Origin of the sequence: Pseudomonas sp. MWU12-2029, from assembly GCF_023242425.1 — a bacterium.
In the GTDB taxonomy this organism is placed as follows: Bacteria; Pseudomonadota; Gammaproteobacteria; order Pseudomonadales; family Pseudomonadaceae; genus Aquipseudomonas; species Aquipseudomonas kribbensis.
Map to the genome: position 1 here is coordinate 362,974 of NZ_JALJDY010000001.1, position 20,975 is coordinate 383,948.

24 protein-coding genes are annotated in these 20,975 nt (G+C 59.7%); 9 read left to right on the forward strand and 15 right to left on the reverse strand.

The features are described from left to right. Positions 1-510 precede the first annotated feature (510 nt). The gene (locus tag M5B44_RS01745; RefSeq protein ID WP_248738051.1) at positions 511-1,239 is read left to right on the forward strand and encodes a class I SAM-dependent methyltransferase; all 729 of its coding nucleotides are present in this window, start codon (positions 511-513) and stop codon (positions 1,237-1,239) included. A gap of 41 nt (positions 1,240-1,280) precedes the next feature. On the opposite strand, the gene tam is transcribed toward M5B44_RS01745, so the two are convergent. Together tam and M5B44_RS01755 are read right to left on the reverse strand one after the other, a co-directional pair. Continuing rightward, on the reverse strand, positions 1,281-2,051 hold the full coding sequence (gene tam, locus M5B44_RS01750) for a trans-aconitate 2-methyltransferase (RefSeq protein ID WP_248738052.1): 771 nt from the start codon (positions 2,049-2,051) through the stop codon (positions 1,281-1,283). 162 nt (positions 2,052-2,213) lie between these two features. Beyond that, positions 2,214-3,299, reverse strand: a complete 1,086-nt coding sequence (locus tag M5B44_RS01755) for a type I restriction endonuclease (RefSeq protein WP_248738053.1) — start codon at positions 3,297-3,299, stop codon at positions 2,214-2,216. 213 nt (positions 3,300-3,512) lie between these two features. On the opposite strand from M5B44_RS01755, the gene M5B44_RS01760 reads away from it, so the two are divergent. Then, positions 3,513-3,923 carry a low affinity iron permease family protein gene (locus M5B44_RS01760; protein ID WP_085710209.1) on the forward strand — a complete coding sequence of 137 codons (411 nt, stop codon included), beginning with the start codon at positions 3,513-3,515 and terminating at the stop codon, positions 3,921-3,923. A 44-nt stretch (positions 3,924-3,967) separates the two neighbouring features. Here the strand turns inward: M5B44_RS01760 and M5B44_RS01765 are convergent, their stop codons facing one another. The 8 genes from M5B44_RS01765 to M5B44_RS01800 all read right to left on the reverse strand — a co-directional run bounded on the left by M5B44_RS01765 (position 3,968) and on the right by M5B44_RS01800 (position 9,787). Next, positions 3,968-4,471, reverse strand: coding sequence for a DUF4142 domain-containing protein (locus M5B44_RS01765; RefSeq protein WP_248738054.1), 504 nt, complete (start codon positions 4,469-4,471; stop codon positions 3,968-3,970). Positions 4,472-4,546: 75 nt separating this feature from the next. Then, positions 4,547-4,702: a KGG domain-containing protein gene (locus tag M5B44_RS01770; protein WP_082302357.1), complete on the reverse strand. Its 156-nt coding sequence runs from the start codon at positions 4,700-4,702 to the stop codon at positions 4,547-4,549. 117 nt (positions 4,703-4,819) lie between these two features. Beyond that, positions 4,820-6,169, reverse strand: coding sequence for a bifunctional diguanylate cyclase/phosphodiesterase (locus M5B44_RS01775; protein ID WP_085710207.1), 1,350 nt, complete (start codon positions 6,167-6,169; stop codon positions 4,820-4,822). 77 nt (positions 6,170-6,246) lie between these two features. Continuing rightward, entirely contained in the window at positions 6,247-6,885 is a 639-nt protein-coding gene (locus M5B44_RS01780) for a LysE family translocator (RefSeq protein ID WP_248738055.1), read from the reverse strand. A gap of 60 nt (positions 6,886-6,945) precedes the next feature. Continuing rightward, on the reverse strand, positions 6,946-7,362 hold the full coding sequence (gene fos, locus M5B44_RS01785) for a fosfomycin resistance glutathione transferase (RefSeq protein WP_248738056.1): 417 nt from the start codon (positions 7,360-7,362) through the stop codon (positions 6,946-6,948). Between the two features lie 3 nt (positions 7,363-7,365). Further along, on the reverse strand, positions 7,366-8,082 hold the full coding sequence (locus M5B44_RS01790; RefSeq protein ID WP_248738057.1) for a hypothetical protein: 717 nt from the start codon (positions 8,080-8,082) through the stop codon (positions 7,366-7,368). Between the two features lie 35 nt (positions 8,083-8,117). Continuing rightward, positions 8,118-8,855, reverse strand: coding sequence for a hypothetical protein (locus M5B44_RS01795; RefSeq protein WP_248738058.1), 738 nt, complete (start codon positions 8,853-8,855; stop codon positions 8,118-8,120). Between the two features lie 20 nt (positions 8,856-8,875). Next, positions 8,876-9,787 (reverse strand): LysR family transcriptional regulator, encoded by a 912-nt coding sequence (locus M5B44_RS01800; RefSeq protein WP_248738059.1) that lies wholly within the window; start codon positions 9,785-9,787, stop codon positions 8,876-8,878. A 78-nt stretch (positions 9,788-9,865) separates the two neighbouring features. Between M5B44_RS01800 and M5B44_RS01805 the strand changes: the two genes are divergently transcribed. From M5B44_RS01805 to M5B44_RS01815, 3 genes are all read left to right on the forward strand, one after another. Further along, a complete protein-coding gene (locus M5B44_RS01805) occupies positions 9,866-10,354 on the forward strand; it encodes a DMT family transporter (RefSeq protein WP_248738060.1) in 489 nt (162 codons plus the stop codon). 209 nt (positions 10,355-10,563) lie between these two features. Then, positions 10,564-11,799 (forward strand): aminotransferase class I/II-fold pyridoxal phosphate-dependent enzyme, encoded by a 1,236-nt coding sequence (locus tag M5B44_RS01810; protein WP_248738061.1) that lies wholly within the window; start codon positions 10,564-10,566, stop codon positions 11,797-11,799. Positions 11,800-11,816: 17 nt separating this feature from the next. Beyond that, the gene (locus M5B44_RS01815) at positions 11,817-12,983 is read left to right on the forward strand and encodes an MFS transporter (protein WP_248738062.1); all 1,167 of its coding nucleotides are present in this window, start codon (positions 11,817-11,819) and stop codon (positions 12,981-12,983) included. Here the strand turns inward: M5B44_RS01815 and yiaY are convergent. Next, positions 12,980-14,128: an L-threonine dehydrogenase gene (gene yiaY, locus M5B44_RS01820; RefSeq protein ID WP_248738063.1), complete on the reverse strand. Its 1,149-nt coding sequence runs from the start codon at positions 14,126-14,128 to the stop codon at positions 12,980-12,982. The genes M5B44_RS01815 and yiaY overlap by 4 nt on opposite strands. A gap of 154 nt (positions 14,129-14,282) precedes the next feature. On the opposite strand from yiaY, the gene M5B44_RS01825 reads away from it, so the two are divergent. After that, on the forward strand, positions 14,283-15,302 hold the full coding sequence (locus tag M5B44_RS01825; protein ID WP_248738064.1) for a DUF4917 family protein: 1,020 nt from the start codon (positions 14,283-14,285) through the stop codon (positions 15,300-15,302). On the opposite strand, the gene M5B44_RS01830 is transcribed toward M5B44_RS01825, so the two are convergent. Next, positions 15,303-15,845 carry a helix-turn-helix domain-containing protein gene (locus M5B44_RS01830; RefSeq protein ID WP_085710196.1) on the reverse strand — a complete coding sequence of 181 codons (543 nt, stop codon included), beginning with the start codon at positions 15,843-15,845 and terminating at the stop codon, positions 15,303-15,305. Between the two features lie 108 nt (positions 15,846-15,953). On the opposite strand from M5B44_RS01830, the gene M5B44_RS01835 reads away from it, so the two are divergent. Together M5B44_RS01835 and M5B44_RS01840 are read left to right on the forward strand one after the other, a co-directional pair. Then, positions 15,954-16,736 carry an aldolase gene (locus M5B44_RS01835; protein WP_007957912.1) on the forward strand — a complete coding sequence of 261 codons (783 nt, stop codon included), beginning with the start codon at positions 15,954-15,956 and terminating at the stop codon, positions 16,734-16,736. Between the two features lie 26 nt (positions 16,737-16,762). Continuing rightward, positions 16,763-17,644 carry a dihydrodipicolinate synthase family protein gene (locus M5B44_RS01840; protein ID WP_248738065.1) on the forward strand — a complete coding sequence of 294 codons (882 nt, stop codon included), beginning with the start codon at positions 16,763-16,765 and terminating at the stop codon, positions 17,642-17,644. A 63-nt stretch (positions 17,645-17,707) separates the two neighbouring features. On the opposite strand, the gene M5B44_RS01845 is transcribed toward M5B44_RS01840, so the two are convergent. After that, the gene (locus M5B44_RS01845; protein WP_248738066.1) at positions 17,708-18,052 is read right to left on the reverse strand and encodes a YegP family protein; all 345 of its coding nucleotides are present in this window, start codon (positions 18,050-18,052) and stop codon (positions 17,708-17,710) included. Between the two features lie 22 nt (positions 18,053-18,074). Further along, positions 18,075-18,656, reverse strand: a complete 582-nt coding sequence (locus M5B44_RS01850) for a DJ-1/PfpI family protein (protein WP_007957909.1) — start codon at positions 18,654-18,656, stop codon at positions 18,075-18,077. Positions 18,657-18,825: 169 nt separating this feature from the next. On the opposite strand from M5B44_RS01850, the gene M5B44_RS01855 reads away from it, so the two are divergent. After that, positions 18,826-19,740: a DMT family transporter gene (locus tag M5B44_RS01855; RefSeq protein WP_248738067.1), complete on the forward strand. Its 915-nt coding sequence runs from the start codon at positions 18,826-18,828 to the stop codon at positions 19,738-19,740. Here the strand turns inward: M5B44_RS01855 and M5B44_RS01860 are convergent. After that, the gene (locus M5B44_RS01860; RefSeq protein WP_248738068.1) at positions 19,730-20,947 is read right to left on the reverse strand and encodes a class I SAM-dependent methyltransferase; all 1,218 of its coding nucleotides are present in this window, start codon (positions 20,945-20,947) and stop codon (positions 19,730-19,732) included. The two genes, M5B44_RS01855 and M5B44_RS01860, sit on opposite strands and share 11 nt — an antisense overlap. Positions 20,948-20,975: the final 28 nt, after the last annotated feature.

A 20,975-nucleotide genomic window follows, 5' to 3' on the forward strand; every position in this document is an offset into this window, starting at 1 on the left:
CTCTCAAAGTACAAGTTTGAGCTGACCCATTCGGTTCCACGCGAAAGGAGGCAGCTGTACGCAGGTTGGAACCCGGGGAGAGACAACCCGGCAGACCCGAAGGTCTCCCGCGCACAGCCGCCATAACAGAGTGCACACATTCAAGGTGCGCAGCATACGTCATGAATAACGATTGTACGTTCCAACTCTCCGCGGGGTTCCAATCCCGATCGCCGATTCATCAGCGACCCTCACAGGCTAGAGCCCGCACTTCCGACGGACAACCTGAAAAACTTGTGGGAAGGATCAGTAAACAGGCCCCACTCTTTAAACATCCCGAATCGAAAAACCGCACTTACAGATCCCCAACACTCGTTCGGTTCTCACGCTTGCTCCGACCCGCTAGCATTTCCCCATCACCCACCACCCTCCCCCTGCGCGGCCATCGACGAATACGCGCCATCACGTTTCGAGGGACTTCAAATCGTGGCCGTTGAGCCACCCGAATCAAATTCAGATGAGCACCAAACCATGACCCAGAACATCTACGACGACCCCGAATTTTTCCAGGGCTACAGCCAGATGAACCGCTCCATCGGCGGCCTCGATGCCGCGCCGGAATGGCCGGCGCTGAAAGCCTTGTTGCCTTCCCTGCACGGTTTGCAGGTGGTGGATCTGGGCTGCGGCTACGGCTGGTTCTGCCGCTGGGCCAGCGAACAGGGTGCAGCCGACGTGCTGGGGCTGGATGTCTCGGAGAAAATGCTCGAACGGGCGAAGGACACCACCTCGGCCGCGAACATCCGCTACGAACGTGCCGACCTGGAACAGCTCGACTTGCCTGCGTGTACTTTCGAACTGGCCTACAGCTCGCTGGCCCTGCACTACATCAAGGATCTCTCGGGGCTGTTCGCCAAGCTGCATGCCGCGTTGAAACCCGGTGCGCATTTCGTGTTCTCCATCGAACACCCGATCTTCATGGCGCCGCGCAATCCGGGCTGGCTGGTCGACAGCGAGGGCCACAAGCGCTGGCCGCTGGACAGCTATCAGATGGAAGGCGAGCGGGTCACGAACTGGCTGGCGGACGGCGTGATCAAGCAACATCGCACGGTCGGGACACTGCTCAACGCGTTGATTGGCGCCGGATTCACGATTCAACACGTCAACGAATGGGGCCCGAGCGATGCAGAAGTGGCCGCACAACCGGCGCTCGCCGAGGAACGCGAACGGCCGATGATGATGCTGGTCGCCGTACAGCGCTGACCGCAAAAAGAAAGGGCCGATCCAATCGGCCCTTTTTCGTATCAGCGTGTGGCGACGATGAACAACCGCGGAAACGGCAACAACACCGAACCATCCGCCAGCGCCGGATAAGCCTTCGCAACCTCCGCCAGATAGTGCGCCAGATACTCCGCCCGCTCCGCTTCCGTCAGCGGGCTGAGGAACGGAATCAAACCACTGCCCTTGAACCACTCGACAACACCTGAAGCGCCGCCCGCCAACTGATGGTGATAGGTGGTGCGCCACACATCGACCCGCGAGCAATACGGACGCAGCATCGAGAAATAGGCACTGGCATCCGCCATCTCGGTCCGCTGCCCCGCCGCGCCTGCCAGTTTGCTGGCCCAGGGCCCGTTGGCAGCAACCTCGCGCATCAACCGATGGGACGGCTCGTTGAGATTGTCCGGCATCTGAATCGCCAGACTGCCACCCTGCGCCAACTTGCCCGCCAGCGCCGGCAACAACGTCCCGTGATCCGGCACCCACTGCAACACCGCGTTGGCGAAGATCACATCGAATGGCCCTGCATCCGCCCATTTATCAATGTCCGCCACCTCGAACTGCAACTGCGGCAGACGCTTGCGCGCGGCATCGATCATGTCCGGCGAACTGTCGAGCCCCTGCACTTTCGCCCCCGGAAAACGCTCCACCAGCAGCTCGGTCGAGTTGCCGGGGCCACAACCGATATCGACCACGGAGCGCGCCTCCTCCGTGGGAATCGCCGCCAGCAGGTCACGGGCCGGGCGGGTGCGTTCATCTTCAAAAGCGACGTATTGCTTGGCGGACCAGGTCATTGCGTTCTCCTGTCAGGACTTTTGCAGTGGTTCGCTACGATACATCGACTCCCTGTGCATTCCCTATCCGACTTAAGACGTGGCGGCATTGAGTATTTATTTTCGAGGACCTCGCTTCCATAAAAAAACCGGCCGATGGCCGGTTTTTTGAAAGACTCCGCACTAGTCGTAATAGCCAACTGTCTTCTTCAACTGCTCCGAATACTCGTAGATATCGTCTACCGAGCTAATGGGATGGCGAGTTTCGTTTTTCTCTTCGTCGAAAATGCCAATGTACTTTTGCGAACGATTGAAGTGCAGGCGACAAATCGGTTTCCGATTGTTGTCATCGAGCAAGATTCCGAAATAGCTCTGTGTGTCACGTTGTACGATTCGTTTGGCATCGACAATCGATCGAACGACGGCCCGAACGATGTGATACCCCTCAAGCTCTTCCAGAGTAGTCATGATCTTATCGTCTGACTCATCACGAGGCTCGACCGGATCCGTTCCACTGGTTACCGTCGGAATAGATGCCAACGCCGGCTGGATCGCCCCACTCATGGCGGACTTGAGACGATCATTGATCTGATCATTCAGGAACTGTACGACTGCCTTTCTCGTCAGCTCATGAAATTGATCTCGCACCTTCTGCGTAATAACCCCGTCGTAGACTCGGGAAGCAAAGACTTTAACGAAGTCGTCATCCGGTTTGCTGACCTGCGAGGCGATGACCTTCTTGATCTGGCTGACGTACTTCAACTCACCTGCGGCATTGATGATCGACTCGACGTCGAATGCGGACTTGGTGAGCTTGATGAGTTCTGGCACCGAATACTCATCGATATCCAGAAGATCCAGTTCAAGAAAGGGCTTCTCATCCATCTTGTTAGGCGCATCCAAATCAGTGAAGAACTTGTAGACTTGGCCGTTGGTGAGGATGGAAATCCTGGCACTGGTGACGTGGAAATAACGGAACAGCTGCGAGGCGTGATTGATGTGCAGGGGCTCGCCGATCTTCTTGCACTCAATGAGGATCTGTACTTCTCCCTCTTTCATGATCGCGTAATCGATTTTTTCGCCTTTCTTCGTGCCGATATCGCAGACAAACTCCGGCGTCACCTCTGTCGGGTCGAATACGTCGTAACCCAGAACCGTGCTGATGAAGGGCATGACAAACGCATTTTTTGTCGCCTCTTCAGTCTGGATTGCAGCGCTCTGCAACCGGACTTTGGCGGCAAGACTGGCTAACTTTTCGAAGAATTCCATGAGCGGCCTCTGACTGGGTTTCTATCCGTGCACTCGAATGCTGGCAAATTGATTGCCATTTGATCGTAGACGCAAACCCAGACAATGAAAGTCTTCCCGCTAAAACCCTGATGCAGGGCAATCATTTCCCATCGACCTCAAACATCGGCAAGCAGAATTTTCCTCCCTCCCCCGCTGTCTGAATTTCAAGCTCCCCCCACAAGGAACACCGCCATGAAATTCGCAAAGATCTCCCAGACGCTCGCACTCTGGGCCGGCAGTCCGAAGACGTTCATGGGGGCTTTGATTCTGATCGGGTTGTGGGGGTTGAGTGGGCCGATTTTTCATTTCAATGACACCTGGCAGCTGATCATCAACACCTCGACCACGATCATCACGTTCCTGATGGTGTTCCTGATCCAGAACACCCAGAACCGCGATACCGACATCCTGCATTTGAAGATCGACGAGTTGTTGCTGGTAACCAAAGAAGCGCAGAACGCGATGCTGGGGCTTGAAGCGCTGGATCTCAAACAACTTGAAGCGTTGCGCAAACACTACCGGGCATTGGGTGAAGGCGAGGTTTTCAATCTTGACGGGTTGGGTGAAAAGAGCAAACCGAAGCAGGACCTGAATGACTGCTGAGCAAAAAAACGGCGCCTTGAGCGCCGTTTTTGTTTGACCCGGTTTCAGCGACTGGCTTGCAGCGCCCGCGCCATTTCCAGGTGGCTTTGCAGCTTCGGCAGGGTCTCGTCGGCGAAAGCCTTGATCTCCGGCACGTCGGTTGTCTGGGCTTCCTGCTGGATCTGTTCGATGGCTTCTTCCGTGGCTTTGACCTGGCTCGCGGCATATGCCTGATCGAAAGATGCACCGTCTTTCACTTCCGGAATCAGCGTCTTGGCCTTGTCGGCGAGTTCTTCGCGCGGTGCCACAGGAAGATCCAGCTTCTTGGCGATTTTCGCCAGATGCTGGTTGGCCGTGGTGCGATCGTTGATGACCACGATGGTGTAATCCTTGACCTCTTTGGATTCGGCCTTGCTGTGGGCCTGGCGGCTGGCCTCGATGTCGGCCATGCCTTTGGCCGAGGCTTCGTTGATGAAGTCGGCGGGCGACTGGGCAAATGCGCTGCCGGCACTCAGGCCCAGCAGGGTGACAAAACTGATGTTGCGTACTCGGGTGGCCATCCGGCTCATGGTCGCGCCCTCCTTCTCGGCAAATTCAAGCGGGAGCTTGCGCCCCCGCCTCTCAATCAAAACAACCTTCGCCGACTACTTCGATTTCTGAGCGGGCTTGCGGCCCATTTCAGTTTTAGGCTCTTTGTCGACAGTCGTGGTGGTGGTTTTCCCACCCTTGCGACCGGCTTCAGAAGCCTTCGTTCGATCGTTGGCAAAGTTTCCCGAGTTCGAGTTTCTTGAGTTAGGCATGATTCTCTTCCTCTTGGTATTGATCGTCAGCGAGCAGATGCCCGCCTGGATTGAGAATTCGCCAGCCCCCAAAGGTTTAGAAAAGTTGCCGCTGCTGCGACGAACGGCGGCCGCCAGTCAGATATCCCGCGCCCGATGATTTTCCCGTTTGGCGGCGTACATGGCCTGATCGGCGTGGCGAAACAGTTGCTGCTCGTGATGGCCATGCTCGGGAAAACGCGCGACACCGATGCTCGGTTCGATGTGCAGGTTGTGCCCGTCCAGACGCATGGGTTGCACCAGCACCTGTCGGATTTTTTCCGCCACGCTGTCGGCATCGTCGGGGGCGTGGACGCTGTGCAGCAGCACCACGAACTCGTCGCCACCGATCCGCGCCACGGTGTCGGTTTCACGCACGCAGCCCTTGAGGCGGTTGGCCACGGTCTGCAGCAGCATGTCGCCGACGCCGTGACCGAAGGTGTCGTTGACCTGTTTGAAGCGGTCCAGATCGACATACAGCAGCGCCATGTGCCCTGATGTTTCCCGAGCGCTGGCCAGCGCCGCCTTCAGTCGATCACGCAACAATTCGCGATTGGGCAATTGGGTCAATTGATCGTATTGCGCCATGCGTCGCAGGCGAGCGTGCAACTGCTGGCGTTCGATGGCGGTGGCGACCTGGGCGCAGACGTATTGCAGCAGTTCCTTGTCGCGCTCGGTGTAGCGTTCGCCGCCGGGCAGGCTTTTGACGATCAGGGCGCCGATGGTGCCGTTCTTCGAGTTCAACGGCACGCCGAGCCAGCACGGTGATTGCTGCCCTGCCACCAGCGCTTCGAAGCCTGCCGGGGCCTGAGGACAATCCGGAGTCAGCAGGATCGGCTGGCCGCTGCGTATCACTTCGGCGCACAGGCGTCCGGTCACGGTGCCGGGTTGCTCCGGTTGCAACTCGTCATCGTCGACGTGATAGGGGAAATTCAGTTTTGCACAGTGTTCGTCATACAGCGCCACGGAGAAATTCAGCGCCGGTAGCCACTCGCCGATGATCGTGTGAATGCGCTTGAACAGCGCCAGCAGATCCTCCGCCGCATGAGCCGCCTCGGAGATCGCATACAACGCGGCCTGACGGGACTCGGCCAGTTTGCGCTCGGTGATGTCCCTGGCCACGGCGATGCGCAGTTGATCGACTTCCGACCAGCGTGCCGACCAGAGGATATGCACAAGGCTGCCGTCCTTGCGCACGTAGCGGTTTTCGAAATTGTGCTTGGGCTCGCCGCCCATGATGTCGCTGGCGGCGGCCAGGGTGCGTTCACGGTCGGCGGGATAGACGTAGTCGATCATCGACTGGCCGATCAACTCGTCAGGGGTGTAGCCGAGAATCCGCTCGCAGGCTGCGCTGACAAAAACGAAGCGACCTTGTTTGTCGACCGCACAAACGGCGTCCAGCAACAGATCGATGTAACTCGCCAAGGGCGCAGAATTTCGGCTTTCCATGGTTCAGCGTGGGTGTCCGGGCAATGCAGCACTGATCAACCGTCCCTGACCTCGACCTCGCGTCCCAGCGATTTTTTTCAAGTCTTGTTCGGCATCAACCCCGGCAACGCGTGCACCAGAGCATTGATGGCGAAACCGATGAACATTACCCCGCACAACCGGGTGATGGCCAGTTCATGGCGCTGATACAGCGTGCGCACCTGACGGGCGCCGACAACGCCAATGAGAATAGCGTATGCGAGCAATCCGCCGAGGAAGCTCAAGGCGATCAGCATCGGCAGCATCGACCAGTTGAGCAGTTCGGCACGGCTCGACAGCAGCGCGGTGAACGTCGCCACCGCCACCGGGTAGGCCTTGGGGTTGGTCAGGCCGAACAGGATGCCGTGCCAGAACGGCTGACGCGCCGCGCCTTGGGGCTGGTCGCCGTTGCTGCGTTTGGCCCGCACCGCGCGCCAGCCGAGCCAGAACAGGTACAGACCGCTGAGTACACCGAGCACATCGAACGCGGTGCTGCCGATTTCCCGGGCACCGACAATCGCGATCAGCGCGGTGCTGCACCAGATCACATCGCCCAGCAGATGCCCGCACAGGAAACCCGCCCCGGCCCGACGCCCCCGCGCGGCGCCAATGCCGAACACCGCCAGCACACCCGGCCCCGGCGTGATGCCGTAGATGAAACCCGAGGCCAGCACGGCCATAAGCAACGATGGAGTCATGGAATACCTGCAAGCGCCGGAAAACGTGGCCGCCAGTCTATCCCAGCGGTTTGTGAATATTCACGACTCGTTGAAAAAACGCATCCCCGCGTAGGGCTTTTGCCGACACGCGGCCAGTCGCGAGGCCAGATCGCCGACATGGGCTTCGAGCTTGTGACCGTCCGGATCGAGGAAGTAGAACGACGCACCTTCGCTGCGGTTGTCGCGCCATTCCTGCACGTTCGCAGCGCGAAGCTGCTGCACGAACAGCGGGAAATCCGCAGCGCCGAGGCTGAAGGCGTAGTGGGTGTAGTCGGCGGCAGGCTCGGGTTGGCGTTGCGCATCGAGGGACAGGCACAACCACAGGCCCGGGAGCGAGAGATAGGCACCGGCGTCCCACGTGGCCTCGACTCGCAGCTTGAGGACGTCGCGGTAAAACACGAGGCTGTGATCCAGGTCGCTGACGGCGAGAGTCAGGTGGTTGAGGCCGGTGAGCATTGGTCAGTAACCTCGCAGGTCTTCGGGGATGGTGTATTGCTTGCCGTCGTAGGTCAGGGTGATTTGGGTTTTCTTCAGTGGGGAATCCTGGGAAACGCATTCCTTGCCGGATTTGAAGGTTTTCATCGCCGTGCCGTTTGAGGTGACGATCAGGTCGGCCAAGCCATTGTGGCTGGTCGGGCCTACTTCGATGGTTCTGCGTACTTGCTGCCCTTCACCTTCGCAATCATCCATCCACTCACCATGATTTTTGTAGACCACCAAACCTTCCAATACCGGGCGCAGTTTGCCGCCTTCACGCACATACAGCGCCAGATCGGTTTTTTCGTATGGATTGGCGTGGGAGCTGTGCTCGAACTTCGACCGCAGACCAAAGGCACGGACATCCGGAGCCAGCCTGTATCGGGCCGTGTCGATCACCAGATCGTCGAACCGGATGGCATCGGAGTTGTAAGCGCCGGGTTTGGTGTAAGTGGCAATCGGCTTGGCGTTGGTGCTGTTCAGCACCGCCAGATCCAGATCAAACACACCCGCATCGTCACTACCGGCGTCCGGTACATACGTGGACTTGAGAGCAATCACCTGCTCCTTGAACGCCGGCCATGGCTTGCAGCGAGAGAGCGATTGGTCATCGTGATTCTTTGTCACGCAGGCCGGTTGCGCCTGGGCGGTGATCGCAAAAAAGCTGAGGGCAATGAAAAGTCGGGTCGGGGTGAGCATTGTTCTTCCTTGATAAGAGTCGCGTTGGTTCTGTATCACTCGATCGCCTGAAAACCTTTAGGCAAGACGTATGATTTTCCGTCGTAGCGAAGGGTTGTCAGCACAGGTTTAGCGGTTGTGGTTTTCTCATCACAAGTGCCTGGATCACCTTTGCCAACAATTCCCGTCGTTACCGATTTGACGATCAGATCGGCGTAACCATGAGAACTGGTCTTTCCAATTTCGATAGTGCGCAGGGTACTGGCGCGTTCGCCCGCACAATTTCCATCCCACTCTCCGTTGTAGCGATACATCACAAGCCGATCCAGAACAGGCCGTAACGTGTCGCCCTCTTTCACGTAAAGGGACAGCGAAGTCTCATCCATGGGATTGACGCGGGAAGAGCCTTTGAAAACGACCCGTACACCAAAAGCCCGAATTTCAGGGGTCAATTTGTAGCGCGCGGTATCGAACTCCACACTTTCCAGCGCGAAGGCATCGGACAAGAATGCAGAAGGCTTGTAATAGGTGGCCAGAGGTTCTGAAACTTCGGCCGAAACGACAGAAAGAGCAAGGTCGTAACTACCGACATCACCGGTTTTGCCATACACCGGATCCGGCTCAAACTTCGAAACCGCATTCAGCGTTAGTCCGGGATACGCCGGCCACTCCTTGCAAACGGAAAAATCCCGCGGGTTCGTCACTGGCGCAGGCACACAATCAGCCAAAACCTGCCCCGCCATCAACGCCCCGCAAAGCGCCAGACACCCCATCACCCCAGACTTCACTGTCACGCCCCACTCCTTGATGTTTTTCAGCCGCGCACTATCCCCTCCCCGATCCGCCGATTCAACCAGTTCAACGCCTGATCCCCGCCCCGCCGCTTGTGCCATGCCGAGACAAAGGTAAATGGTGCGATCTCGAACGGCGGCGGCACGATGATCAACGAGTCGTCATCCACATCATTCAACGCTCGCGAAGCTACGGTCAGGATCAGATCCGTGCCGCTGATGAACTGCGGCGCAACGCTCCAGTGCGGCAGGCTGACGGCGACGCGGCGGCGCTCGCGCAGGGCGGTCAGGGTACGTTCGATTTCCGGCGTGCCGCTGCCGCGCATTTCCAGCAGAACGTGGGGTCGGGAAAGGTAGGTTGGCATGTCGAGAACACCTTCGGCGGGAAGGCTTTGACGATCCAGCAGGCAGACATAGCGCTCCTCGAAAAGCGGCGTGCTGCACAATTCACCGGGGAGTTCCGGGAGCACACCGGCAGCAAGATCGATATCGCCGTTGAGCAAACCTTCAACCATCCCTTCGCGACTGGCGTGGCTGATTTGCAGATCAATGCCCGGAGCTTCCGCGCGCAACGTACGAATCAAACCAGGCAGGATGATCGCCGCGCCGTAATCCGACATCGCAAGCCGAAAGGTCCGGCGGGCGCTGGCCGGGTCGAAGGTGTTCGGCGCCAGCAGCGATTGCACCTGAGCCAGGGCCTCGGCCAGCGGCGCAACCAGCTCCAGCGCCCGGGCGGTGGGTACCAGACCCGCACCGGCGCGCACCAGCAGTGGGTCACCCAGCAAGTCGCGCAGTCGGGCCAAAGCATGGCTGACCGCCGGTTGACTCAAGTGCAGACGCTCCGCAGCGCGGGTGACGTGCTGCTCGCCGAGCAAGGCGTCGAGGATTACCAGCAGGTTGAGATCGATGCGCCGAAGATCATTCATCTGATGCATGTTCCGCATGACAAAACAGAATTTAAATCTGCGCGACGAATACCCTAGAGTCCAGCAAAACCTTGCTGGAGAACGATCATGAGTACGTTGCATTGGGCCGGTCTGTTGCTACTGGCGGCAGTGGCCGGGGCTGTCGTCCCGTTTCAAAGTGCAATCAATACCAATCTGGCCCGAGGGTTGGGCCATCCCTTGTGGGCGACGTTGGCGTCATTGCTGGTCAGCGTGCTGGTGTTGTTGCCGGTGATTGCCGCGCTGCGTTTGCCGTTGCCATCGCTGGTTTTCATCGGCAAGGCGCCGCTGTGGATGTGGGCCGGTGGCGCGTTCGGGGTGTGTTTTGTGGCACTGGCGGTGGTGCTGGTGCCGAAACTCGGGGCATCGGGTTTTGTCGCGCTGGCACTGGCCGGACAGGTGCTGGCTTCGATGGTGCTGGATCACTTCGGGTTATTCGGACTGCTGGAGAAGCAACTCACATTGCCCCGGGTATTCGGCGCGGTGTTGCTGATGGCGGGCGTGGTGCTGATCCAGTTTTCCCCGGCGCTGGAAAAGAGCGCCACCACCGTTGGATAACAGGGCAAAGGTAAGCCCTTCACTACCAGGGTTGTCGGGCATTTCACCGCCTTACAACCCAGCGAGGTATCGCCCTACAAGCAAAACTCCAACAGCCCTCAGCGCTATCGGATATGGCCGATTCTGACCCCGCATCGCTCTCTGTAAAGTCTGGCAACACACACAAATTGAAACACCCCATGGATTGCCATGCTCAAGGAGAGCTGCCTTTGAATCATCTGACGGATTCCCTCAACACTTTCTCCAACTACCGCAAAGTCATCGCGCTGGCCGACCACGACTGGGAGGCCGCCGAAGCCGGAAAAATCGCCGCCCTCAACGTTGAAGTCAAAGGTTGCAACCATTTACTCGATCAGCACGGGCGCCGGTTCCATCATTTCTGTACCACGTCCTATCTGGGTCTCGATCACCACCCCGCCCTGCTGGAAGGCGCCATCGCGGCGTTACGTGAAACCGGCACACTGCGCGTAGCCAACTCGAAAAACCGCTGCAAACTGGCGCTGCTCGACCGATACGAAAGCGAGCTGTCGCAATTGTTTGGCTCGGTGTGTCTGAGCACTCTGTCCTGCAGCGCCGCGAGTGCCGGGATACTGCCGCTGTTGGCCAGTGGCGTGTTTACCCAGGGCCGTCCACCGGTGATGGTGTTCGATCGTCTGGCTCACTATTCGATGAATCACCTGAAGGCCAGTTGCGCCGATGAAACCCGCGTGCTGACCTGTCCCCACAACGACATGGATTTTCTTGAATCGGTGTGCCAGCGCCACACAACGGTCGCCTATATCGCCGACGGTGCCTACAGCATGGGTGGCGTGGCCAATCTGGACGGTCTGCTGTACCTGAAAGAACGTTACGGTCTGTTTCTATATCTCGATGATTCTCACGCGTTGTCGGCGGTCGGCAGCAACGGCGCCGGTCTTGTACGGCCAAGAATGCCGGCGCTGGAAGAGGATTGCCTGATCGTCGCGTCGCTGGCCAAATCGTTCGGAGCCAGCGGCGGTCTGGTGATGCTCGGCAATGAGCGGCAGCGGAAATTGATCCAGCGTTACGGCGGGCCGAGCAACTGGTCACAAAGCCTCAATTGCGCGGCCATCGGTGCGGGCCTTGCCTCGATCCAGCTGCATCGCAGTGCAGAACTGCGTGCATTGCAGATTCGGCTCCAGGCCAATATTCGCCTGTTCGACAGCCTGTTGAGCAGCGAACAGCACGGCAGCCCCATGGCCATCCGTTTGATCAACTGCGGCGAGGCCGCCCTGGCCACTCGAATTGCCATTGAACTGGCCGAACACGGCTTTTTCACCAGCGCGGTGTTCTTCCCGGTGGTGGCTCAAGGTAAAGCCGCGATCCGCGTGACCCTGCGCGCCGACATGGAATCGACACTGATCCACCAATTCTGTGATTTGATCACCGGACTGTTACTGACTCACGGCGGCCATCGCGACCGCTGAACCTTCACGGACGACTCATGAACCCCGGCCTCATCCTGCTCATCACCTGCTCCACTGTGTTCCTCGCCCAGTTGGGCATGAGTATTTACCTGCCGGCGTTGCCGCAGATCGCCGGGCACTTGCAGGTCGATGCAACGCAGGTGGCCTGGGGTTTGTCGCTGTACCTGATCGGCATGGCATTGCCGATGTTGCTCTGGGGCAGCCTTGCACAACGCGTCGGACGCAAACCGGTGCTGCTGGCGGCGCTGGGGATTTACGGGCTGGCGAATCTGGCGCTGCCGCTGGGTTCGACGCTGGAGTCGTTCCTGCTGCTGCGACTGCTTCAAGGGATCGGCGCCAGCGGCATTTCAGTGATGGCGCGGGTGCTGATCCGTGACAGTTTCCAGGGCGATCTGCTGGCGAAGGCGTTGTCGTGGATTTCGATTTCGTTCGTTGTCGCGCTCGGGATCGGCCAATACGCCGGCTCGCTGATTCAGGTGACGCTGGGCTGGCAGGCGATCTTCTATCTGCTGGGTGCGGTCAGCCTGTTGATGGCCGCGATTGTCTCGCGCCTGAGTTTTCCGAAACTCGTCGAGACGCCCGCAACCGCTTCACCCTGGGCGGTATACGGAAGGATTCTGAGCCATCGGGCGTTTCTTCTCCCTGCGCTCGCGGGCGGTCTGGGTTATGGCGTGATCATCGCGTTCAACAGCGCTGCGCCGTTGATTCTGCAGGGCCCGTTCGGTTGGTCGACGACCGACTACGGGCTGCTGGGCTGGCCGATCAGTGCGGCGTATTTTCTGGGGGCGCTGGCGGTCAATCGCTTTGTCCTGCGTACCGGTCAGCATCGGTTGATGGCGTTGGGTGTGGGCCTGGTAATGGCCGGAAGCGGGGTGATGCTGGCTGGCAGCCTGTTGGCCAGTTCCGTTGCCTGGCTGCTTTGGCTGCCTTACTGCGTCGCCGTGTTCGGCCAGTCGCTGAACTATCCGATCAGCCTGTCACGGGCCAACGATGGAGCGCCGATTGCCGGCGCTTACGCGATGGCCCTGAGCGGTTTCATTCATCAATTGATGGCCGCGTTGATCGGCGCGGTGGCCAGCCTGCTGGCCGGTCCCCACGCGTGGCCGCTGTCGCTGCTGTGTTGCTTTCTGGCGGCGGGCGCGGTGCTCTGCACGAGGTTCACGCCCGATCGTCAGTCCGCTTAAAACGCGCTGCGGAAAATCTCCTCGATCTGCCGCTGATCCGCCGCCCGCGGGTTGGTGAAACCGCAGGCATCTTTCAGGGCATTGGCGGCAAGAATAGGGATGTCGGTGCATTTGGCGCCGAGGTCACGCAAGCCGCCGGGGATGTCGACGTCTTTGGCCAGACAGCGGATTGCGTCAATCGCGGCTTTTGCGCCTTCCTCCGGACTGAAGCCACGAATGTCGGCGCCCATGGCGTGGGCCACATCAGTAAGGCGATCAGCGCAGACCAGCGCGTTGAACGTCTGCACATGGGGCAACAACACCGCGTTGCACACCCCGTGAGGCAGGTCGTAGAAACCGCCCAACTGGTGCGCCATCGCATGCACGTAGCCAAGGGAGGCATTGTTGAACGCCATGCCGGCGAGGAACTGCGCGTACGCCATGTTTTCCCGCGCCGCCAGATCGCTGCCGTCGCGTACCGCCAGTCGCAGGTTGTTGCTGATCAGGGTCATCGCCTTCAGCGCACAGGCGTCGGTGATCGGGTTGGCGGCGGTGGACACGTAGGCTTCGATGGCATGGGTCAGCGCATCCATGCCGGTGGCGGCGGTCAGGCTTTTCGGCATGGCGACCATCAGCGCCGGGTCGTTGACCGACAGCAGCGGCGTGACATTACGGTCGACGATGGCCATTTTCACGTGGCGGGTTTCGTCGGTGATGATGCAGAAGCGGGTCATCTCGCTGGCGGTGCCGGCCGTGGTGTTGATGGCGATCAATGGCAATTGCGGCCTGGCCGATTGATCGACGCCTTCGTAATCACGGATCTGTCCGCCGTTGGTCGCGCACAGGGCGATGCCCTTGGCACAGTCGTGGGGCGAGCCGCCGCCGAGTGACACGACGAAATCACAGCGGCTGTCCTTGAGCAGCGCCAGCCCGGCCTCGACATTGGCGATGCTCGGATTGGGTTTGGCGCCGTCGAAGATCACCGAGTCGATGTCCTGCATCGCCAGTTTTTCGGCAATCATAGTCGCCACGCCGGCCTTGGCCAGGCCCGCGTCGGTAACGATCAGCGCCTTGCGAAAACCGTAGTTGCGGATGGCATTCATGGCGTCGTCGAGGCAGCCGCTGCCCATGATGTTTACGGCGGGAATGAAAAAGGTGCTGCTCATGGCGCGTCTCCTGACAGGGGCCGGATCGACTCCTGCGATTCGGCGGATGCATACAGGATCGACCGATCGGTCACGGCGGATGTTGATCTGGCTCAATGCCCGCTCGTGATAAAGTCGCCGCCCATCTGCCCCTTGTTTTGAGACGTGCCCTGCAATGACCGATTTTCTGGATGTCGACGCCACCCTCGAAGACTGGAACGCGTTACGCGCCACCACCGACTTCAGCGGCTTGCTGGTGGGCAACGGCGCCAGCCGTGCGGTGTGGGACGATTTCGGCTACGACTCGCTGTTCGAAAACGCCCGCACGGTGGAAGAAAAGCCGCTGAGCCCGTCGGAACTGAGCGTGTTCGATGCGATGCAGACGCGCAGTTTCGAGCAGGTGCTTGGCGCGCTGAAAACCACCAGTCGGGTCAACAAGGCACTGGCCGTCAGCTCGGCCGCACCGCGCAATCGCTACTATGCGATCAAGGAGGCGCTGATCAACGCCGTCCACGATTTGCACATTCCGTGGCGACTGGTCGAAGCGTCGACCCTGACGATCCTGAACCGCGAACTGGCCAGTTATCGCACGGTGTTCACCACCAATTACGACCTGCTCAACTACTGGGCCCTGCAACACCGGGGCGAGGCCATCGACGACCTGTTCAACGGCCCCGACGCCAGCTTCGATCTGTGCGAAAGCAGCACTGACAAACCGCGTCTGCTGTACCTGCACGGCGGCCTGCATCTGGTACGCAACCAGGACGGCAGCGCCCGCAAACTGACCGCCACCGAAGGCACGCTGCTCGGCAGTTTCGCGATCAACAACACGCTCAAGACCCTCGACGACGTGCCGCTGTTCGTCAACGAAGGGCCGAGCGCGGACAAGCTCAAGACCATCCGCAGCTCCGACTATCTGTCGTTCTGCTACGACCAGTTACTCGCGCACGGCGACAGCCTGTGCATCTTCGGCCACGCCCTGGGCGAGCAGGACAGCCACATCGTGCGTGCCCTCCGGCTGGCGAAACCGAAAACCGTGGCGATCTCGATCTACCCGCGCAGCGCGGCGTTCATCCAGCACCAGAAGCGGCATTACGCGAAGGTGTTCGAGGGCACGGGCGCCGAGTTGCGGTTCTTTGATTCCAAGAGCCATGCGCTGGGGAATCCGAAGCTGTCGGTCCCCGTCGAAGTCTGATCACTCTTCGCTACTGTGCACGACCACCAGCAGTTGTGCCTGCTCCTCGCCCACCGAGCGGATCCGGTGCGGTTTCTGCGCATTGAAGTGCAGCGCGTCACCCCGCTCCAGCAGTACCCGTTCGTTCATGAAGTCCACTTCGACCCGGCCTTCATGGACGAACAGAAACTCCTCGCCCAGATGTTCCTTGAAGGTCTTGTCGGTGAATTCAGTCGGCGGATAGATGATGAACGGCAGCAGGCTGCGCTCGCTGACCTGATGGGCCAGCACCGCGTAACCGGGGCTGTGATCGTTGGCCGCCAGTGACTGGCGTTCGTGGCTGCGCACCAGGCTGTAGCTGTCGAGGCTGACGTTGTCTTCGGAGAACAATTCCTCGACCTTCACGTTCAGCGCTTTCGCCAGTTTCAACGCAGCGGCAATCGACGGCGTATTCAATCCACGCTCGACTTTCGACAGATAACTCTTGGTCATGCCGGATTTCTCGGCCAGCGCCTCAAGGGTTACGCCAAGTTTTTTTCTCAATAATTTCAAACGGATAGACATGCGAAGCGATTATTCCAGCAAAGGAAAGACGATTTGTCCTTGCCAATGACACAAAGTGTCATATAGCCTCTTAAGTGTCATCCATGGCAACCACCACAGGACACGGATATGGCGAAGACATTAGCACTACCCAAAGACGAACTGGTCAAGCAAGCGCTGACCCAGATGCAAAAAAGCCTGGCGGATAATACGTGGACGGACCGGCAAAAGCTGGCCCTGACCTGCCGGATCCTCTTCGAAAACGGCCACGATTCGGGCCTTGCCGGGCAGATTACCGCCCGTGGCCCGCAGCCGGGCACTTACTACACGCAGCAACTGGGGCTGGGGTTCGATGAAATCACCGCGAGCAATCTGCTGCTGGTCAACGAAGACCTGGAAGTGCTCGAAGGTCACGGCATGGCCAACCCGGCCAACCGTTTCCACAGTTGGGTGTACCGCGCCCGCCCGGACGTGAACTGCATCATCCACACTCACCCGACGCACATTGCCGCGCTGTCGATGCTGGAAGTACCGTTGCAGATTTCCCACATGGACCTGTGCCCGCTGTACGACGACTGCGCGTTCCTTGAAGGCTGGCCGGGCGTTCCGGTGGGTAACGAAGAAGGCGAACTGATTGCCGGGGCGTTGGGCGATAAACGGGCGATCCTGCTTTCCCACCACGGTCAGCTGTCCACCGGCACGACCATCGAGGAAGCCTGTGTCATCGCGCAACTGATCGAGCGCGCCGCCAAACTGCAATTGCTGGCGATGGCCGCCGGGACGATCAAACCGATCATTCCCGAACTGGGTCGCGAGGCCCATGACTGGGTGTCGAAACCCAAACGCCACGCCGCCGCATTCAACTACTACGCCCGGCAGAACCTGCGCCAGCACGCCGATTGCCTGAACTGAATATCTCATCCTTGCGGAGCACTCTCATGTCCAACATTCACGGCATCATCGGCTACACCATCACCCCGTTCGGCGCCAACGGCGAAGGTCTTGATCTGCCGGCCCTCGGCCGTTCGATCGACCGCCTGATCGCCGGCGGCGTCCATGCCATCGCGCCACTGGGCAGCACCGGCGAAGGCGCCTACCTGAGCGACGCGGAGTGGGACCAGGTCGCCGAATTCAGCATCAAGCACGTGGCCAAACGGGTGCCGACCGTGGTCAGCGTATCCGACCTGACCACCGCCAACGCCGTGCGCCGCGCACGTTTCGCCGAAGCACACGGCGCCGACGTGGTGATGGTGCTGCCGGCGTCCTACTGGAAGCTCACCGAAGCAGAAATCCTCGCCCATTACCGCGCCATCGGCGACAGCATCGGCGTACCGATCATGCTCTACAACAACCCGGCCACCAGCGGCACCGACATGTCGGTGGAACTGATTCTGCGCATCGTCGACGGCGTGGAAAACGTGACCATGGTCAAGGAGAGCACCGGCGACATCCAGCGCATGCACAAGCTGCAACTGCTCGGCGAAGGCCGGGTGCCGTTCTACAACGGCTGCAACCCGCTGGCGCTGGAAGCCTTCGCGGCCGGCGCCAAAGGCTGGTGCACGGCGGCGCCGAACCTGATTCCGCAGCTCAACCTGGATCTGTACGAAGCCACGCTGGCGGGGGATCTGGGCAAGGCGCGGGAACTGTTCTATCGCCAGTTGCCGCTGCTGGACTTCATCCTCAAGGGCGGTTTGCCGGCGACGATCAAGGCCGGGTTGCGTGACACCGGGCTGGAAGTCGGCGATCCACGCTTGCCGGTGTTCCCGTTGAGCGAGGCGGGTCGCACTCAGTTGCAGGCCATTCTCAAAACCCTGCGCTGATTTCACGCAGCACAAAAAAAACCTGTGGGACCAAACTCGCTCCCACAGGTTTTTGTGCTGGATTCAAAGTACCGGCAGGGTTTTGTCCTTGATCACCTTCGTCGGCCCGTTGCTCTTCACGGCAGCGATGCCTTTGGCACACGCCGCTTCCGAAGAATAGGATTCGCTGCTGCCAATGATCTGGTGATTGGCAGCTTTCAGGTTGAAGTAAGGATGGCCGTCCTTCGTCGTTTTCTTCTCGTAGCGCTCATCCAGCGGACTGTTGCCCTGCACCGCCGCGATACCGTTTTCGGCGGCACTGTGAGAGGTGTACAACTCGCTGGTCAGAATGGTTTCGGCATTCGCCGCTTTCAGCACGAACCTGAACTGGCCATTGCTGCTTTTGCTCAACTCATACCATCCGGACATGCTGCGTCTCCTTATCAATGGGTCACAGGGTGATTTTAGTCCCGAGCAACCCCAGGAACCCGGCCAGCCATTTCGGATGCGCCGGCCAGGCAGGCGCGGTGGCCAGATTGCCCTGGACATGACCGTCCGTGACCGGGATATCGATGTAAGTGCCGCCGGCCAGCCGCACTTCCGGGGCGCAGGCCGGATAGGCGCTGCACTCGCGCCCCTCGAGAATCCCCGCCGCCGCCAGCAGTTGCGCACCGTGACAGACGGCAGCAATCGGCTTGCCGGCCTTGTCGAAGGCTCGCACCAGTTCCAGGACTTTTTCGTTCAGCCGCAGGTATTCCGGCGCACGACCGCCGGGCACCAGCAGTGCGTCGTAATCCTTGGCATCGACCTTGGCGAAATCGAAGTTCAGGGCGAACTGGTGACCGGGCTTTTCGCTGTAAGTCTGATCGCCTTCAAAATCATGGATCGCGGTGCGCACGGTCTTGCCGGCGGCCTTATCGGGACACACGGCGTGCACGGTGTGCCCGACCATTTGCAGGGCCTGGAACGGCACCATCACTTCGTAGTCTTCGACGTAATCGCCGACCAGCATCAGAATCTTTTTCGCGGCCATGGACAGGACTCCTCTGGTGAATGCACAGGAGTATTCAAAGTAGTCCAAGGACCGCGATGGCGTTCGCAAACTGTATGGATAACTCTGCGCCCAGCTGTAACAGCCCGGTTGCCGTGGTTTGTGGCTAGATGAATGCACCTCCCTGCCACCTTCGAATCTGGTTGCCATCATGTCTTCGCGCGAAAACACCGGCATGGCCCTCGGCCTGCTCGGCGTGGTGATTTTCAGCCTTACCTTGCCCTTCACCCGCATCGTGGTGCAGGAACTGCATCCGCTGCTCAATGGCCTGGGCCGGGCGTTGTTCGCGGCAATTCCGGCGGCATTGCTGCTGTTGTGGCGACGGGAAAAGTGGCCGACCTGGAAACAGATCAAAGGCCTGAGCCTGGTAATCGCCGGGGTGATTCTCGGTTTCCCGGTGCTGTCGGCGTGGGCCATGCAGACCTTGCCGGCGTCCCACGGCGCGCTGGTCAACGGTTTGCAGCCGCTGTGCGTGGCGCTGTACGCCGCGTGGCTGTCCCATGAACGGCCGTCGAAAGCCTTCTGGGCCTGCGCCGCGTTGGGCAGTGCGCTTGTTCTGGGTTACGCGTTGTACACCGGCGCCGGCAGCATTCAGGCCGGTGATTTGCTGATGCTGGGTGCGATTGCGGTGGGTGGTCTGGGTTATGCCGAGGGCGGACGCCTGGCACGGGAAATGGGCGGTTGGCAGGTGATCTGCTGGGCGCTGGTGCTGTCGACGCCGTTGCTGATCGGCCCGGTGCTGTATCTGGCGTTCCAGCATCAGGGCACGGTGTCGACGAAAACCTGGTGGGCCTTTGGTTACGTCGCGCTGTTTTCGCAGTTTCTGGGATTTTTCGCCTGGTACGCCGGGCTGGCCATGGGCGGCATTGCCCGGGTCAGTCAGATCCAGCTGTTGCAGATCTTCTTCACCATCGCGTTTTCCGCACTGTTCTTCGGCGAACACGTGGAACCGATCACCTGGCTGTTCGCCTGCGGGGTGATCGCGACGGTGATGCTCGGACGCAAGACCGCGGTGCGCCCGGCTCAACCGGGCACGTTACCGGCAGGGGTTCAGCTCAAGCCTTGAGCGGCAGCAGGCCATCGGCGAGCAGCAGCGTTTCGAGGCAGTGTTCGCTGATCTGGTAGAACGCTTTCAACTCCTGAATCTTCACCAGCAACTGGGCCGGGTCCACCGGCTCGGCGCGCTTCACGGCGAGGATCATCTTGTTCTTGTTGGTGTGTTCCAGCGAGATGAACTCGAACACTTTGGTCTCGTAACCGCAGGCTTCGAGGAACAGCGCACGCAGGCTGTCGGTGACCATTTCCGCCTGCTGGCCCAGATGCAGACCGTATTGCAGCATCGGCTTGAGCAGCGCCGGGCTCTGGATCTGCAGGCGAATCTGTTTGTGGCAGCACGGCGAGCACATGATGATCGCTGCGCCAGAACGGATGCCGGTGTGGATCGCGTAGTCGGTGGCGATATCGCAGGCATGCAGGGCGATCATCACTTCCAGCTCGCTAGGCGCCACGCTGCGCACATCACCGCATTTGAACACCAGCCCCGGGTGTTCGAGTTTCTGCGCGGCGGTGTTGCACAGGTTGACCATCTCTTCGCGCAGTTCGACGCCGGTGACTTCGCCCTCAGCCTTCAGGGTGTTGCGCAAGTAGTCATGGATGGCGAACGTCAGGTAACCCTTGCCCGAACCGAAATCCGCCACCCGTACCGGTTTGTCCAGAGCCAGCGGCGACGACGTCAGGGCATGGCTGAAGACTTCGATGAACTTGTTGATCTGCTTCCACTTGCGCGACATCGCCGGGATCAGCTCGTGTTGCGCATTGGTCACGCCCAGATCCTTGAGGAACGGGCGGCTCAACTCGAGGAAGCGGTTTTTCTCTCGGTTATGCTCGGCGGACGGCACTTCACGCAATTGCTGGGGTTTGCTCATGAACAGCGAGCTCTTGCCCTTTTTGCTGTATTCGAGCTGGGCTTCGTCGGTCAACGTGAGCAAATGCGCATTTTTGAACGCTGCCGGAAGCAGCCCGGCGATCGTCGCTACAGCTTCATCCAACGGCAGGTTCTTGGTGATGTCACGGGTCTTGTAGCGATAAACGAACGACAGGTTCGGCTGCGCCTTGACCGTCACCGGTTTGATGATGACACGTTGCAAGTCCGCTTCTTCGCCAACGTACTTGGCCAGCACCAGTTTGATGAAACCGTTCTGCTCGAGGCTGGTTTGCAGCAGCTCGATGAACCGGGCGTGGTGATCGGGGGTGGAAACGGCGGTGGCAGACATGCAGGAAACGGCCTCGGACGGGCAAATC

Excerpts from the sequence above, each read along its gene's own strand:
- M5B44_RS01845 (WP_248738066.1), bottom strand. The coding sequence starts at position 18,052 with ATGTCCGGATGGTATGAGTTGAGCAAAAGCAGCAATGGCCAGTTCAGG.
- M5B44_RS01760 (WP_085710209.1), top strand. The coding sequence starts at position 3,513 with ATGAAATTCGCAAAGATCTCCCAGACGCTCGCACTCTGGGCCGGCAGT.
- M5B44_RS01790 (WP_248738057.1), bottom strand. The coding sequence starts at position 8,082 with ATGCTCACCCCGACCCGACTTTTCATTGCCCTCAGCTTTTTTGCGATC.
- M5B44_RS01855 (WP_248738067.1), top strand. The coding sequence starts at position 18,826 with ATGTCTTCGCGCGAAAACACCGGCATGGCCCTCGGCCTGCTCGGCGTG.
- M5B44_RS01755 (WP_248738053.1), bottom strand. The coding sequence starts at position 3,299 with ATGGAATTCTTCGAAAAGTTAGCCAGTCTTGCCGCCAAAGTCCGGTTG.
- M5B44_RS01825 (WP_248738064.1), top strand. The coding sequence starts at position 14,283 with ATGACCGATTTTCTGGATGTCGACGCCACCCTCGAAGACTGGAACGCG.
- M5B44_RS01745 (WP_248738051.1), top strand. The coding sequence starts at position 511 with ATGACCCAGAACATCTACGACGACCCCGAATTTTTCCAGGGCTACAGC.
- M5B44_RS01840 (WP_248738065.1), top strand. The coding sequence starts at position 16,763 with ATGTCCAACATTCACGGCATCATCGGCTACACCATCACCCCGTTCGGC.
- tam (WP_248738052.1), bottom strand. The coding sequence starts at position 2,051 with ATGACCTGGTCCGCCAAGCAATACGTCGCTTTTGAAGATGAACGCACC.
- M5B44_RS01830 (WP_085710196.1), bottom strand. The coding sequence starts at position 15,845 with ATGTCTATCCGTTTGAAATTATTGAGAAAAAAACTTGGCGTAACCCTT.
- yiaY (WP_248738063.1), bottom strand. The coding sequence starts at position 14,128 with ATGAGCAGCACCTTTTTCATTCCCGCCGTAAACATCATGGGCAGCGGC.
- M5B44_RS01800 (WP_248738059.1), bottom strand. The coding sequence starts at position 9,787 with ATGCATCAGATGAATGATCTTCGGCGCATCGATCTCAACCTGCTGGTA.
- M5B44_RS01780 (WP_248738055.1), bottom strand. The coding sequence starts at position 6,885 with ATGACTCCATCGTTGCTTATGGCCGTGCTGGCCTCGGGTTTCATCTAC.
- M5B44_RS01860 (WP_248738068.1), bottom strand. The coding sequence starts at position 20,947 with ATGTCTGCCACCGCCGTTTCCACCCCCGATCACCACGCCCGGTTCATC.
- M5B44_RS01805 (WP_248738060.1), top strand. The coding sequence starts at position 9,866 with ATGAGTACGTTGCATTGGGCCGGTCTGTTGCTACTGGCGGCAGTGGCC.
- M5B44_RS01815 (WP_248738062.1), top strand. The coding sequence starts at position 11,817 with ATGAACCCCGGCCTCATCCTGCTCATCACCTGCTCCACTGTGTTCCTC.
- M5B44_RS01850 (WP_007957909.1), bottom strand. The coding sequence starts at position 18,656 with ATGGCCGCGAAAAAGATTCTGATGCTGGTCGGCGATTACGTCGAAGAC.
- M5B44_RS01775 (WP_085710207.1), bottom strand. The coding sequence starts at position 6,169 with ATGGAAAGCCGAAATTCTGCGCCCTTGGCGAGTTACATCGATCTGTTG.
- M5B44_RS01765 (WP_248738054.1), bottom strand. The coding sequence starts at position 4,471 with ATGAGCCGGATGGCCACCCGAGTACGCAACATCAGTTTTGTCACCCTG.
- M5B44_RS01770 (WP_082302357.1), bottom strand. The coding sequence starts at position 4,702 with ATGCCTAACTCAAGAAACTCGAACTCGGGAAACTTTGCCAACGATCGA.
- M5B44_RS01835 (WP_007957912.1), top strand. The coding sequence starts at position 15,954 with ATGGCGAAGACATTAGCACTACCCAAAGACGAACTGGTCAAGCAAGCG.
- fos (WP_248738056.1), bottom strand. The coding sequence starts at position 7,362 with ATGCTCACCGGCCTCAACCACCTGACTCTCGCCGTCAGCGACCTGGAT.